General features: G+C 71.9%; 10 protein-coding genes and 2 pseudogenes. 7 read left to right on the plus strand and 5 right to left on the minus strand.

Features of this window, described 5'->3' with window-relative positions; genetic code table 11:
- Positions 1-6 precede the first annotated feature (6 nt).
- Together LZ604_RS13335 and LZ604_RS13340 are read left to right on the plus strand one after the other, a co-directional pair.
- Positions 7-4,287, plus strand: a complete 4,281-nt coding sequence (locus LZ604_RS13335; RefSeq protein WP_234515277.1) for a TIR domain-containing protein — start codon at positions 7-9, stop codon at positions 4,285-4,287.
- Positions 4,288-4,336: 49 nt separating this feature from the next.
- A complete protein-coding gene (locus LZ604_RS13340) occupies positions 4,337-4,531 on the plus strand; it encodes a hypothetical protein (protein WP_234515278.1) in 195 nt (64 codons plus the stop codon).
- An 81-nt stretch (positions 4,532-4,612) separates the two neighbouring features.
- Here the strand turns inward: LZ604_RS13340 and LZ604_RS13345 are convergent.
- Positions 4,613-4,759 (minus strand): annotated as a pseudogene (locus LZ604_RS13345) (TetR family transcriptional regulator); the annotation flags it as partial.
- A gap of 473 nt (positions 4,760-5,232) precedes the next feature.
- Here LZ604_RS13345 and LZ604_RS13350 point away from each other — a divergent pair.
- The gene (locus tag LZ604_RS13350) at positions 5,233-6,273 is read left to right on the plus strand and encodes an NUDIX hydrolase (protein WP_234515279.1); all 1,041 of its coding nucleotides are present in this window, start codon (positions 5,233-5,235) and stop codon (positions 6,271-6,273) included.
- Here LZ604_RS13350 and LZ604_RS13355 read toward each other — a convergent pair.
- Together LZ604_RS13355 and LZ604_RS13360 are read right to left on the minus strand one after the other, a co-directional pair.
- Positions 6,192-7,008, minus strand: a pseudogene (locus LZ604_RS13355) (MBL fold metallo-hydrolase). The gene LZ604_RS13350 and the pseudogene LZ604_RS13355 overlap by 82 nt on opposite strands.
- A 70-nt stretch (positions 7,009-7,078) precedes the next feature.
- Complete coding sequence (locus LZ604_RS13360; RefSeq protein WP_234515280.1) at positions 7,079-8,434, minus strand: dipeptidase; 1,356 nt, start codon at positions 8,432-8,434, stop codon at positions 7,079-7,081.
- A gap of 210 nt (positions 8,435-8,644) precedes the next feature.
- On the opposite strand from LZ604_RS13360, the gene LZ604_RS13365 reads away from it, so the two are divergent.
- Positions 8,645-9,883 (plus strand): geranylgeranyl reductase family protein, encoded by a 1,239-nt coding sequence (locus LZ604_RS13365; protein ID WP_234515281.1) that lies wholly within the window; start codon positions 8,645-8,647, stop codon positions 9,881-9,883.
- Here LZ604_RS13365 and LZ604_RS13370 read toward each other — a convergent pair.
- Positions 9,867-10,316, minus strand: a complete 450-nt coding sequence (locus tag LZ604_RS13370; RefSeq protein ID WP_234515282.1) for a nitroreductase family deazaflavin-dependent oxidoreductase — start codon at positions 10,314-10,316, stop codon at positions 9,867-9,869. The two genes, LZ604_RS13365 and LZ604_RS13370, sit on opposite strands and share 17 nt — an antisense overlap.
- Before the next feature lie 152 nt (positions 10,317-10,468).
- Between LZ604_RS13370 and LZ604_RS13375 the strand changes: the two genes are divergently transcribed.
- The 3 genes from LZ604_RS13375 to LZ604_RS13385 all read left to right on the plus strand — a co-directional run bounded on the left by LZ604_RS13375 (position 10,469) and on the right by LZ604_RS13385 (position 13,222).
- Complete coding sequence (locus LZ604_RS13375; RefSeq protein ID WP_234515283.1) at positions 10,469-11,161, plus strand: TetR/AcrR family transcriptional regulator; 693 nt, start codon at positions 10,469-10,471, stop codon at positions 11,159-11,161.
- Between the two features lie 103 nt (positions 11,162-11,264).
- The gene (locus LZ604_RS13380; RefSeq protein WP_234515284.1) at positions 11,265-12,560 is read left to right on the plus strand and encodes a sensor histidine kinase; all 1,296 of its coding nucleotides are present in this window, start codon (positions 11,265-11,267) and stop codon (positions 12,558-12,560) included.
- Positions 12,557-13,222, plus strand: a complete 666-nt coding sequence (locus tag LZ604_RS13385) for a response regulator transcription factor (protein ID WP_234515285.1) — start codon at positions 12,557-12,559, stop codon at positions 13,220-13,222. Before LZ604_RS13380 ends, LZ604_RS13385 begins: the two co-directional genes overlap by 4 nt.
- Here LZ604_RS13385 and LZ604_RS13390 read toward each other — a convergent pair.
- Complete coding sequence (locus LZ604_RS13390; RefSeq protein WP_234515286.1) at positions 13,183-13,494, minus strand: DUF6332 family protein; 312 nt, start codon at positions 13,492-13,494, stop codon at positions 13,183-13,185. The genes LZ604_RS13385 and LZ604_RS13390 overlap by 40 nt on opposite strands.
- Between the last annotated feature and the right edge of the window lie 45 nt (positions 13,495-13,539).

The following is a 13,539-nucleotide window of genomic DNA, read 5'->3' on the forward strand; positions in this document are numbered from 1 at the left end:
CTGCTCATGACGCGTACCGAACCATCCGACGCGCCAAGGGTGTTCATCTCCTACGCGCACGAGGACGACGGCGGGGCCCACGCCGAGCAGGTGCGGGAACTGTACGTCCTGCTGCGGAAGAACCATGTGGACGCGCAGCTGGATCGCGTGGCCGCCGAACAGCGCCAGAACTGGCCCAGCTGGATGCTGAAGGAGGCCGAGGAGGCGGACTTCGTCCTGGTGATCGCCTCCCCTGCCTATAAACGACGGGCCGAAGGCACCGAGGCACCGGGGGTCGGCCGAGGGGTCGCCTGGGAGACGGGCCTGCTCGAGAACTATGTGTACCGGCACCCCCGCACATGGCACCGCCGCGTCCTCACCGTCGTGCTGCCGGGACGTTCGCCGGACGAGCTGCCCGCCTACCTCCTGGCCGCGGCCGTACCGCCCTTCCTGGTCGATCCTCTCGCCCGCGGGGGCGCCGAGAAACTCCTGCGCTATCTGCTCGAGCAGCCGTATGAGCTCGAGCCCGAGCTCGGACCCCGGCCGGTGCTGCCGCCGCGCGACACGTCGCCGGGCGGCCGACAGGGCGGCGACCCACCGGAGCTGGCGGAGTTATGGCACAGCTCGCAGGCCGCTGCCGCCGAGGCCGAGATCGTCGGCGTGCATCCCCTGGGCCACGACCTGCTGCTCTCCCATGGGCTGTATGTACAGCGCACCATCGAGAAGGACGTCATCGCGGCCCTGGAGAGCCCAGGATGTACGGCGGTGGTGGGCGAGGCGGGCTATGGCAAGACGAGCCTCGTCTGGAGCATCCACCGCCGCTTCGCCGAACAGGGACAGCGTCCCTTGTTCATCCGGGCCAGCAGCCTGCTGTCCGGACTCTACGAGACACGGCACGGCGGCTCCTCCGCCCGGCGCAGGGGTGTTCTGGCGCCCGAGGTGGTCCTGCGCGCCGTCGAGCAGGCGGCCCGACGGGAACCGGGGACGGTTCTCCTGGTCGACACCGTAGACCTGCTCATGCACAGTGACGACGCCTGCGCCCTCGTCGCCGACCTGGTGCGCACCGCCGACCGTCTGGCCCTGCCCACGCTCCTGACCTGCCGCCCCGTGGAGGCCCAGCGCCTGACCACCGCCGCGGCTCGGGCGGGAGTGGACGTCAGGACCAGGGTCCTCGCGTCCTACGACGCCGGCGAGTGGCCCGAGGCCGTCCGCAGCTACGCCCGCGGCTTCTACGACGGACTGGACGGGGCCGCGTCGACCGAAGAGGTCGTCGACCGGGTCACGAACGCCGCCTCGCTGGGCCGCGCGCTGCGGGAGGTGTGCGCCAACCCCTTCGCCCTGCGCCTCCTGTTCGAGCTGTACGCGCCCGCCGTGCCCGAAGAGGACGTGGACACGCCTCACCTGTACGACCGGTTCTGGAAGCGCCGGGTGGTCAGCGACCAGCGGGCCTGGCGGACCTCGACCGCCCTCCCCTCGGCCGACCTGTCCGCGCACGCCAGGGCCGCCGCGCGACTGATCCTCGCCTCGAGCCGGCTCGATGTCCGGCGGGCCGTGCTGGAGGACGGGATCGAGGCCCAGCTGGCCCGCACTCGGGGATCCGCCGTACCGGACGGCCCCGACGTCCCGTCGGCCGTGGAGGCGCTGCGCTCCCGGGGGGTGCTCTCCATCCGGGAGCAGACCGGGTACCTCTGGTTCTTCCACCAGACCTTCTTCGAGCACGCGGCGGCCCGGGGCGTGCTCGCCTGTGGCAGCTCGGCCGTCGACGATCTGATGAGGAGGGTCGCCCGCGACCCGGCGGACCTCTACTTCGGCGAGGTGGCCGGCGAGGTCCTGCTGATGGCCGGACGGCTTCCCGAAGCGGGTGGCGAGACCTTCTCCAAGGACCGGGCCGACGCGGCACTCGCCGACTGGCTCGCCGCCGACGATCCCGCTCTGCTGGGCATGGGGCTGCGGGTGTACGCCAAGCTCAAGGAACCCGGCCCGCTGGTGCGCGAGAACGTGCCGGGCGCGCTGAAGCGCGCCGACACCCCGCTGATCGACCGGTTCCTGCGGCTGCTGCCGTCCGTGACCCACCCGGACCTCCGCCGGCCACTGGACGACCTGGCCCTGCTGTGGGCGGGGGAGCGGGACAGGAAACGCGTCAGGAAGGGCGTGATCGAGGCGCTGGTGCGGCTCGCGACCCAGGACGCCGTGGCCGTCGAGGCGTTCACCCGGAGCCAAGGCTGCTTCGAGTGGCTGCACTCGTTGCCCGCCAACGAGCTTCACCACAACGAAAAGGCCGCCTTTCGGCTGCTCGACGCCGTAGTGCCGGCCAACCAGGAACGCGCCGTCGTTCTGGCCGCCGCATTCTGGCGGACGGCCGTGGGCACCGGCAGGCTCGCCCTGCTGACCGACCTGCTGGTGCGGATGGCCCGCTGGCCCCTTCCGCCACGGCTCGTCCGGATATCCGTCAAGACCTTCATGGAGGGACTCGAACACCTCCATCCGGACAAACAGGACACCGTGCCCTTCGAGCGGGCATTCGGCAGTCTCTTCCTCAACAGCGCCCCGAGGGCCGAGGAGGTCTTCCCGGAACTGCGCAGATGGCTGGGGATCGACGGGCACCGGACGGCGGTGGACGGGCGCCGGCGCCGCACGAACGTCCTGGCGCTGAGGACGACGCTGCGTATGCACACGGCCGCCGTACTGAGCGGACTCGCCGTCGATCCGGCCGACTACCTGGACGTGGTCCTGTCCACCCGCGACCCGGCGCACCAACTGGCCGTGTGCTACGGCGTCCTGACGGAGTCGCTCATCGGGCGGGCGGAGCGTTTCCGGCAGGACCCGCGCACCACCGTCGATGACACGGAGGCCGCGCCGGAGACCGAAGGCCCCCTCACCCTCGAGGCGCGCCGACGCTGCGCGCAGGCACTGCGGGCGCTGCCGTGCGAGGAGAACGCGCCGCTGGGCGGCAAGGACGAGAGGTGGCTGTGGCGCAACGCCCTGCAGGAGGCGCGGTTGCCCGCAAAGACCCTCCTGACGCTGCTGCCCGAGGCGCGCCCCGGGCCGGCCGACCCGGAGCGGTCGTTGTGGCTCAGCAACACGGGCCTGAGCTCGTTCCTCATCTCCGCCGCCACCGCCGGACACGCCGAGGCACGCACCGCCCTCACCGCCCTCGTCGGCGACCGGGAGGTCCAGGACACGCTGCGCGGCACGAGGCAAGGGCGCGCCGCGCTGGAGAACATGGTCGGCCGGCTGCAGTACGCGGTGCCCCACCACCCCGAACTGATCGACCGCCTGATCGTCTACGCGCGGACCGCGGCATGCCCGGAGGTGCTCCACCAGACGCTGGGGGACATGGCGAAGGCCGTGCGGTCCGACGCCGACGAGGCCCCTCCGGTCCGGGAATGGCTCTCGCCCTCGCATCGTCAGGCACTGATCGAGTACCGGCACCGTCTTGTCGCCGACCGCACACCGGACATCCGCCGGCACGGCTTCATCCTCTGGAAGGTCCACCTGGAACTCGGCTTCGACGACCACCCGACGACCGACGAGATCGTACGGGCCTGGGAGGCCGCGGCGGCCCAGGATCTGCGCAACGCCCTCCTGGAGCTGGCCACGGTGACCGTCCCGGCCCGCGTCTGGGACACGAACGCTCCCGCGGTGCTGCTGCGCGCCCTCAGACCGCTGCTCAAGGCGGGCCGGGCGGCACGGTCCCAGCCGCCGTCCCGGGCGACCGAGCAGGTCATCAGCCATGAGTCGAAGGCCCGCATGCTGCTGACCCAGGCGCACGCCCATCTCGGAGCACTCCACCGCGCCGAAGGCATCGTCGCCTTCGCGCTCTGCCTGGCCGAGCGCGCCGGGTACGACGTGCGGTCGAATCTCGGCAGTGGGACGGTGAGTGAGATCTTCCGGTCCCTGGGGTTCCTCATGGAGCGCCTCGTCTCCGAGGACCCCGTGGAGGCGGCCCGCCTGACGGCGACGATCGTGGAGGCCATGCACCGGGTGCAGCCCGAGAACGTGAAGTGGAAGCGCGACATCGCCCGGCCCTGGGCGGTCTTCCTGGGGGACCTGTGCACCCGGCTGGCACCCGTCGACCAGGAACGCTGGATACGGCACATGCTGTGCGAACCGGCCTTCTGCGCACCCGTGGTGTCGGCCGCGGCCCAGCTCAAGCCCAAACCGGCCTGGCTCGACGCGCTGTTCCGTGAGGAGAGCACGCCCGCCTCGCTGCGGGAGAGCATGAGGGGCAGCAACTACCTCCACGGGAGGGCGGAGGGTTCCTTGGGCGGTTGGCCGGAGCTGCTGGACTGGGCTCCGGGGTACTGACCGGTCGAGGGGGCGTGACCTGCGGCCGGTGGAAGCAGTTGAACCGGTCATGAAGAAGCGCAGCATGCTCGCCCTCGCCTCGCTTGCCACCGGCTTCGTCGTGGCGGCCGTCACCCCCTCCCACGCGGCCGACCGCGACACGGTCGGCGATCTGAACGTCAAGGACACCCTGAGCACGGTCGACCACACGATCGACCAGGACGGCCTCGCCACGGACGACGGCGTCCTGGGCCAGAACGGCTGAGGGGGAGCCGAAGACGCGGCGCCGGCGCCCCTGTCGACAGGGGCGCCGGCGCCGCGGCATGCGGCCCGGGCGCGGATCGACGGCTGCGGCTGCGATCAGCTGGGCACACACGGGCACGAGCCGGTCGGGGAAGCAGGCGTCCAGCGTCTCGAAACCGGCCTCGCCGGAGTGCAGCACGGCGGTGAGACCGTGCCTGGTGACCGGGAAATCGACGAAGAGGCCGATCCGTCGTCCTTGTTGCGCAGGGCGTCCCGTTTGGGCCGTGCGGCGTGCCCTGCGCCCCGGTCGCTGTCGTTCACCGCGCCGTCAAGGCGTTCTCGCGGCACCGGAGTACGACCCGTGGAGAACCCGCCTGATACCGCCGTCGCCACTTGAGGTGCATGAGGCGCTCCTCGCCTCCCCTTAGGGCCTCGGGCCCTTCGTCCCGATGGCCGGTAAGCCGCTGTTGGGCACCCACGTCGACCGTAACCATGGGTACCCGATTCGGGGCGGCGCAGAGGAGCGTGCCGCCGGCCGTGGGGGTGTCCACAGGGAAGTGACGGTCGCCATGGAGGGGCGGATCGTGGAGTATCTGCAGGGCGTGTGGGAGAAGGAAGTAGTGGGGGCGGGACTGTGGGCGGCGCCATTTCCCACGCCTCTCCCAGATGATCTCTTGTCAGATGACCGCCGCCGTTCGGCGGCCTTTCCGTCCTGGAGTATGAATGATCGTCTGGATCAACGGCGCGTTCGGTGCGGGGAAGACCACCACCGCACGGGAAGTGATCGAGCTGATCCCGAACAGCACGCTCTTCGATCCGGAGGTCATCGGCGCAGCGCTCACGCATCTGCTGCCGCCCAAACGCCTCGCCGAGGTCGGCGACTACCAGGACCTTCCGATCTGGAGACGGCTCGTGATCGACACCGCGGCGGCCATGCTCGCCGAACTCGGCGGTGTCCTCGTGGTTCCGATGACCCTGCTGCGCCAGGAGTACCGCGACGAGATCTTCGGCGGTCTCGCCGCCAGGCGCATCTCCGTGTGTCATGTGCTGCTCGCCCCGGCGGAAACGATCCTGCGCGAACGGATAGCCGACCGGGAGGTGCCACCGGAGCTGCCCGACGGCGAGATGCGGATCCGCCAGTGGTCCTACGACCACATCGAGCCCTACCGCGCCGCCCTCGCCGCCTGGCTCGCCGCCGACGCCCACCTTGTCGACACCAGCACACTGACCCCGTACGAGAGCGCCCTGCGGATCTCCGAGGCCGTGCGCACCGGCGACGCGCCCGTCAGCGACATCGTGCAGACCCCCGAGCCCACCTCCGAGACCCTCGCCGCCGGTGTGCTCCTCTTCGACGAACAGGACCGCGTGCTGCTCGTCGACCCCACCTACAAGGCCGGCTGGGAGTTCCCAGGCGGGGTCGTCGAGCCCGGCGAGGCCCCTGCCCGCGCCGGCATCCGTGAGGTCGCCGAGGAGACCGGGATCACGCTCGAGGAGGTTCCCCGCCTCCTGGTCGTCGACTGGGAGTGCCCCGTGCCCCCCGGTTACGGCGGACTGCGCCTCCTCTTCGACGGCGGCCGTCTCGACGGCGCCGAAGCCCAGCGCGTGCTGCTGCCCGGGCCGGAGCTGCGTGCCTGGCGGTTCGTCACGGAGGCGGAAGCGGCCGATCTCCTTCCACCTGTGCGTTACGAACGCCTCCGCTGGGCACTGCGGGCCCGGGAACGAGGCGCGGCGCTGTACCTGGAGGCGGGTGTCCCGGTCGGCTGACGAGCCGTCCCGTGTCCTCGGCGCGGGGCGTCGTACCTGTCCGCCGCTTTGCACAGCGCGTCCCCGGCCCGTCCCAGGACCGGGTCACCGTGCCCGAAACAGGCCACCTCCACATCGAGCGCCGCGAGACGGTGCAACGAGCGCACGGCCCGGTCCCGGTCGAGGTTGAACACTCCGAGCAGTACGCCGCCGTCGACGGGCGACACCGCGACCGCGTCGCCCGTGAACAGCGGACCCTGATGCGCGAGATGCAGCGCGATGCTGCCGTGGGTGTGGCCGGGGACGTGGACGACCCGGGCCCCGCCGCCGAAGCCGAGGACGTCGCCGTCCGACACATCGCGGACGCGGTCCGGACGGAGGGGGTCGCCCTGGGGCAGGAGCGCGGCGGCCGCCGCGTGAAGCGGACGCTCCCAGTCCTCGAAGACCGGCGCCGGGCCGGGTTTCCGGCCGCGGACGATCGGCGCGCAGCTGTGGTGAGCGAACACGTCCGCGCCGCTGCGTGCGGCGATCTCATCCGCCCCGCCCGCGTGGTCCTCGTGGAAATGGGTCAACACGATCCGCCGCACCTGCGAAGGGTCCTGCCCCAGAGCCGTGATCGCCTCGACGATCGCCGCACCGCAGCCCTTCGGACCGGAGTCGATGAGCATCAACCCCGCCGTCGTCGCACCGGAGATAGGCCTGACCTACCGCGAAGCGCAGCAGATGCAGACGCGGCAGGAGCTCGATGACGTCCATGGGGACGACCGTAAAGAGGGCCCCCGGCCCCTCGGTGAATTCGAGGGCCCTCTGCCTTGGGCGGAGCCGATCAGCTCGCCGCGTAATTGCGCAGGAACAGGGCCTCGGCGACCGACAGGCGCTCGAGTTCCTGCGGGCACACGCTCTCGTCCAGCGCGTGGATCTGTGCCTCCGGCTCGCTCAGACCGATGAGGAGGATCTCGGCCTGCGGATAGAGCGACGCCAGGGTGCTGCACAGCGGGATGGAACCGCCCTGCCCCGCGTACTGCATCTCCTGGCCCGGGTACGCGACCGCCATCGCCTCGGCCATCGCGGAGTACGCCGCCCCGGAGGGGTCCGCCCGGAATGCCTGCCCCTGTCCGATCTGCTCCGTCTGTACCCGGGCGCCCCACGGTGTGTGGGTCTCCAGGTGGGCCTGGAGCAGCTTCGTCGCCTCGGCCGCCTCCACGCCCGGGGGCACCCGCAGGCTGATCAGCGCGCGGGCACTGGCCTGCACGGACGGGGTCGCACCCACGACCGGCGGGCAGTCGATGCCGAGGACGGTCACGGCGGGGCGGCCCCAGAGGCGGTCGGCGACCGGACCGGAGCCGATCAGCTCCACACCGTCGATCACCTTGGCGTCCTTGCGGAACTGCTCCTCGTCGTACCGCAGGCCCTCCCAGCCGGAGTCGCCCATGAGCCCGTCGACGGTCGTCGAGCCGTCCTCCGAGCGCAGCGAGTCCAGGACGCGGATCAGCGCGGCGAGCGCGTCCGGGGCCGCGCCGCCGAACTGGCCGGAGTGCAGATTGCCTTCCAGCGCGTCGATGCGGACGCGGACCAGGGTCATGCCGCGCAGGGTGGTGGTGACGGTCGGCAGGCCGACCCTGAAGTTGCCCGCGTCGCCGATGACGATGGCGTCGGCCGACAGCAGCTCGGGGTGTTCCTCGGCGTACCGCTCCAGACCGCCCGTGCCCTGCTCCTCGGAGCCTTCCACGATCACCTTCACATGGACGGGCACGCCGCCGTTCGCCCGCAGTGCGCGCAGCGCCAGCAGGTGCATGATGACGCCGCCCTTGCAGTCGGCGGCGCCACGCCCGTACCACCGGCCGTCGCGCTCGGTCAGCTCGAAGGGCGGTGTGGTCCAGCCGGCCTCGTCGAGCGGCGGCTGCACGTCGTAGTGGGCGTAGAGGAGGACCGTCTTCGCTCCCTCGGGGCCCGGCAGATACCCGTACACCGACTGTGTGCCGTCCGGGGTGTCCAGCAGCGCCACGTCCTGGAAGTCCTCGGCGAGCAGTGCCTGGGCGATCCAGCTCGCGGCGCCCTCGCTCTCGCTCTTCGGGAACTGGCCGAAGTCCGCCACCGACTTGAAGGCCACCAGTTCGGTGAGCTCGTCCTTCGCCCTGGGCATCAGCGAGGCGATGGTCTCGGCGACCGGATTCGACGACATGGGAACGCTCCTTGAGGTGCGACGTGGCACCGACGGGTACTGCTGTGTAGGTGTGTGGTTCTGTGTACGGATGATCACGCGGGGGTCCGCGTGTACCGGTGTGCCGTGCACGTACGCCGCCGATCCTCCCACAGTGGCCTGCGACGACGTCCGCCGTAGGATGCGGGGGACAGGTGCGGCAGTCGGCTTGATCGGGAGCAGTAGACCATCGTGAGCAGCGAGAACTCTTCGGCGGACGGCGTGCAGCGGGTGTGGGACGTCGTCGTGGTGGGCGCAGGGCCCGCGGGAGCCTCGGCCGCCTACGCGGCGGCCGTCGCCGGACGCAGCGTGCTGCTGGTGGAGAAGGCGGAGCTGCCCCGTTACAAGACCTGCGGCGGCGGCATCATCGGCCCCTCGCGCGACGCCCTGCCGCCCGGCTTCGAGCTGCCGCTGCGTGACCGGGTGCACGCGGTCACCTTCTCCAACAACGGCCGCTTCACCCGCACCCGCCGCTCCAAGCAGATGCTGTTCGGGCTGATCAACCGTCCCGAGTTCGACCGGCAACTCGTCGAGCACGCGCAGAAGGCCGGCGCGGAACTGCGGACGGGCGTGACGGTTTCCCGGGTCGAGCAGCACGGCTCCGCGGTGCCCGACCGGCGCACGGTCGCCGTCGTGCTGCAGGGCGGCGAGACGCTGCTGGCACATGCCGTGGTGGGCGCGGACGGAAGCGCCAGCCGGATAGGGGCCCATGTCGGGGTGAAGCTCGGCCAGGTGGACCTGGGCCTGGAGGCGGAGATCCCGGTACCGGAGACCGTCGCCGAGGACTGGAAGGGGCGGGTGCTCATCGACTGGGGTCCGATGCCCGGAAGCTACGGCTGGGTGTTCCCGAAGGGTGACGCGCTGACGGTCGGTGTGATCTCCCGGCGCGGTGAGGGCGCGGCCACCAAGCGGTACTTGGAGGACTTCATCGCCCGGCTCGGGCTCGCCGGCTTCGAACCGAGCATCTCCTCGGGGCACTTGACCCGCTGCCGTGCCGACGACTCGCCGCTGTCGCGGGGGCGGGTGCTGGTGTGCGGGGACGCGGCGGGGCTGCTGGAGCCGTGGACGCGTGAGGGCATCTCTTTCGCGCTGCGGTCGGGGCGGCTCGCCGGGGAGTGGGCGGTCCGGATCGCCGAGGCGCACGATGCCGTGGACACGCGGCGCCAGGCCCTGAACTACGCGTTCGCGATCAAGGCCGGCCTGGGTGTCGAGATGAGTGTCGGCAAGCGGCTGCTGGCGGTGTTCGAGCGGCGCCCCGGTCTCATCCACGCGGCACTGACCGGCTTCCGCCCCGCGTGGAAGGCGTTCAAGGACATCACCCAGGGGTCCTCCTCCCTGGCGGAGATGGTCCGCACCCGCCCGATCGCCCAGCGCGCCCTGACCGCGCTGGACCGGGAGCCCGTGGAGGGCGAGGTCAGTTCCCGAGTGTGAGGTGGAAGACCGGGTGGTCGGGGGCGATCCGGCGCAGCTCCTCGTCCGGGGAGTCGGGGCCGACACCGTTGAAGAACACCCCGACCTCCGCCTTCCAGCGCCTGAGGTAGGCGCGCAGCAGCGGGACCTTGTCGTCGTCGGCGACCTCGGTGGCCGTGAACACGTCCACGTTCTTACCGAGACGCAGTTCGCCGCCCCCGGCCGCGCGCATGTTGCGGGTCCACTGCACATGGCCCCGGGGCGCCACCAGGTACTGCTGTCCGTCCACGGTCAGCAGGTTCACGGGGGTGGTGCGCCACTCGCCGCTCTTGCGGCCGCGGACCGCCAGAACCCGGGAGCCCCAGACGCTGATGCCGCGGCGGGTCACCCAGGCCACGGCGCGGTTGAAGACGTTGACGGTGAACCAGCCGGGCTTGCGGACGTGCGTGGACATGACCATCCTCCAGGGGCGGAAAACTGTGAGCGCTGCTCTCGCTGAACGACAGTCTGGGGGAGATCGGTGATCCATTGCAAGAGCAGTGCTCACTGATCAGTGCGGTGCTCTCGGTTGTGTGCACTGCTCCGGAATCGTGGCAGACTGCCGACATGAGCACCCCCCGAGGAGCCCGCGCCCGCGCCAGGACCGAGGTCACCGCCGCCATCAAGGACGAGGCCCGCAGACAGCTCGCCGCGGAGGGTGCGCCCAGGCTCTCCCTGCGCGCCGTCGCCCGTGAACTGGGCATGGTCTCGTCCGCGCTCTACCGCTACTTCCCCAGCCGCGACGACCTGCTCACCGCGCTCATCATCGACGCCTACGACGCCCTCGGGGAAGCGGCCGAGGCCGCGGACGCGAGGGCCGGCGACATGGCCCCCGCGCAGCGCTGGGTCGCCGTGTGCGAGGCCGTACGCGGGTGGGCGCTCGCGCATCCGCACGAGTACGCGCTGATCTACGGCTCGCCCGTGCCCGGGTACTCCGCGCCCGAGACGACCATCCCGGCCGCCAGCCGCGTGGGTGTGCTGCTGTTCGGCATCGTGCGCGACGCCCACCGGCAGCGCGGCGTGGCCCGCACCCCGCTGCCCGCCGAACTCGAGCCCGAAGCCCGCCGCATGACCGACGACCTGGCCCCCGATCTGCCGCCCGAGGTGGTGACGGCCGGGGTCGCCGCCTGGGCGCAGCTGTTCGGGCTGGTCGGATTCGAGGTGTTCGGGCAGTTCAACCGGGTCGTGGAGGACCGGGAGGAGTTCTTCCGGCACGCGGCGGCCCGGCTGGCTCACGGTGTGGGCCTGGTCTTCCCGTAGCAGCCGCCTCCCGGAGCCGCCGGGCGGTACTCCCCGGGGAGTACACGTGATCACCTCTCCCGGCGGACGTCTCCCGCCGTCGGCTGCGTCTAGCGTGAACGTCATGGAGGAGCAGAGCGCAGCAGGCCCGCGGCGTCGGCCCGGACTGCCGTGGTCGCCCGGACCGCCCGGGAGAGCGGGATCGCCGTGGAGAGCTGGACCGCCGTGGGGGAGCCGCCGGGACGACGAGGCCCGCGGCTCCCGTCTGCCCTGGCGCTCCACCCTGCTGCTCACCGTACTGGTGGTCGTCGGTACCCATCTCGCGGCCCAGGACCGCCAGGGCGAACGCGCACACCTCGATGTCTTCGCCCATGTGCTGCTGCTCGTGGCCGCGGGGGCACTGCTGTGGCGGCAGCGGCGTCCGGTGCCCGTCGCGTTCGTGACGGCCGCCGCCGCGACCGTGTATCTGGGCGCCGGATACCCGTACGGCCCGGTCTTCCTCACCGTCGCCGTCGGCTGTTTCGGCGCCCTCGTCGCCGGGCGTCGCGTGGCGGCGTGGACGGCCGTCGGGATGTTCTGGGCCGGGCATGTCCTCGTGTCGCACTGGCTGTACCGGTGGCTGCCGCCGCCCGGGGACGCGGCCGCCTCCTGGGTACAGGAGCCGGTCATCGCCACCTGGGTGGTGGCGTTCGTGGCGGTCGCCGAACTGGTGCGCGTCCGGCGCGAGCAGTGGGCGCGCGAGCGGGCCGAACGGGCGCAGGCCGCGCGGCGGCGCGCCGACGAGGAGCGGTTGCGCATCGCCCGCGAACTCCACGACGTCCTCGCGCACAGCATCTCCGTGATCAACGTCCAGGCGGGAGTGGGCCTCGCGCTGCTGGACTCCGACCCGGAGCAGGCGCGCACGGCGCTCACCACGATCAAGGCTGCCAGCAAGGAGGCGCTCGGGGGGGGGGTGCGCCAGGTGCTCGACACCCTGCGCACGTCCGGTGACGCGCCCCGCGCGCCCGCGCCCGGGCTGGGGAGGCTGCCCGAACTGGTCGAGCAGGCCGCGAGCGCCGGGCTGGCGGTCACCGTCGAGGGCGCGGCGCCCCGGCTCGCCCCGGGCACCGATCTCGCCGCCTTCCGTATCGTCCAGGAGGCGCTCACCAACGTGGTACGGCACTCGGGATCGCGGCAGGCGCGCGTGCACGTCGGCACCGGGGCGGGGGCGCTCCGACTCCGCATCGACGACGACGGGCCCGCGACCGGCGCCGACGCGGGCGGCGGCGGCAACGGGCTGGCCGGGATGCGGGAGCGGGCTGCCGCGCTCGGCGGCACGATCGAGGCGGGCGCACGTGCCGACGGAGGGTTCCGGGTGCTCGCCGTGCTGCCCCTGAGGGCGTCCTCCGGGGGGACCGTCGAGCGCCGGGAGGACCGATGATCCGTGTACTGCTCGCCGACGACCAGTCGTTGGTCAGGGCGGGGTTCAAGGCGCTGCTGGACGCCCAGCCGGACATCGAGGTGGCGGGGGAGGCGGCCGACGGCGAGGAGGCGGTGCGCAGGGTGCGCGAGCTGCGGCCCGACGTCGTACTGATGGACGTTCGCATGCCGCTGGTCGACGGGCTCGTGGCGACCCGCAAGATCACCGGGGACCCGGACCTGGAGGCGGTGAAGGTGGTCATGCTCACCACCTTCGAACTCGACGAGTACGTCTTCGAGGCGATCCGCTCCGGGGCGTCCGGCTTCCTCGTCAAGGACACCGAGCCGGACGAACTGCTGCGCGCCGTACGGGCCGTGGTCGAGGGCGATGCTCTGCTCTCGCCGGGTGTGACGAGGCGGCTGATCTCCGAGTTCGCCGCCCGTTCCAGACAGCCCGCGGCCGCCACCTCACTGTCCGCCCTCACGGAGCGGGAACGGGAGGTGATGGCCCTGGTCGGGATGGGCCTGTCCAACGACGAGATCGCCCGCCGGCTGGTCGTCAGCCCGCTCACGGCGAAGACCCACGTCAGCCGCACCATGGTCAAGCTGGGTGCCCGTGACCGGGCTCAACTGGTGGTGCTTGCCTACGAGTCGGGGCTGGTGCGACCGGGTTGGCTGGGCTGACTCCCGGCGCCTCGCCCAAAGCGCACCAGCACGCTGACGACCCGGGCGACGAAGAGCACGGCGGCCGCGACGGCACCGGAGGCGAAGAGCGTGCGCCGTGCACCGCCCGCCAGGCCGAACGCGAACACCGGTCCCGCCACGGCCCCGAACAGCAGGGCCGCCGCGAGCGCGGCACTGCACAGCGCGTAGCCGATCTCGACCGTGATCGCATCCCGCTCGGCCTGGGTGCGCCGTGGCCGGGCGGCAGGTGAACGTCCCCCGTGGTTCTCCATGCGTCGAGTCAGACAGGCGTGCGCCCGGCGGGGCAAGAAAGCCGT

Source organism: Streptomyces glomeratus (assembly GCF_021462825.1).
Taxonomy (GTDB): Bacteria; Actinomycetota; Actinomycetes; order Streptomycetales; family Streptomycetaceae; genus Streptomyces; species Streptomyces glomeratus.

What these genes read in the sequence shown, in the direction of transcription:
- LZ604_RS13370 (WP_234515282.1), bottom strand. Translation starts at nt 10,316, where the DNA reads ATGTCCACGCACGTCCGCAAGCCCGGCTGGTTCACCGTCAACGTCTTC.
- LZ604_RS13375 (WP_234515283.1), top strand. Translation starts at nt 10,469, where the DNA reads ATGAGCACCCCCCGAGGAGCCCGCGCCCGCGCCAGGACCGAGGTCACC.
- LZ604_RS13340 (WP_234515278.1), top strand. Translation starts at nt 4,337, where the DNA reads ATGAAGAAGCGCAGCATGCTCGCCCTCGCCTCGCTTGCCACCGGCTTC.
- LZ604_RS13335 (WP_234515277.1), top strand. Translation starts at nt 7, where the DNA reads ATGACGCGTACCGAACCATCCGACGCGCCAAGGGTGTTCATCTCCTAC.
- LZ604_RS13360 (WP_234515280.1), bottom strand. Translation starts at nt 8,434, where the DNA reads ATGTCGTCGAATCCGGTCGCCGAGACCATCGCCTCGCTGATGCCCAGG.
- LZ604_RS13380 (WP_234515284.1), top strand. Translation starts at nt 11,265, where the DNA reads ATGGAGGAGCAGAGCGCAGCAGGCCCGCGGCGTCGGCCCGGACTGCCG.
- LZ604_RS13350 (WP_234515279.1), top strand. Translation starts at nt 5,233, where the DNA reads ATGATCGTCTGGATCAACGGCGCGTTCGGTGCGGGGAAGACCACCACC.
- LZ604_RS13385 (WP_234515285.1), top strand. Translation starts at nt 12,557, where the DNA reads ATGATCCGTGTACTGCTCGCCGACGACCAGTCGTTGGTCAGGGCGGGG.
- LZ604_RS13390 (WP_234515286.1), bottom strand. Translation starts at nt 13,494, where the DNA reads ATGGAGAACCACGGGGGACGTTCACCTGCCGCCCGGCCACGGCGCACC.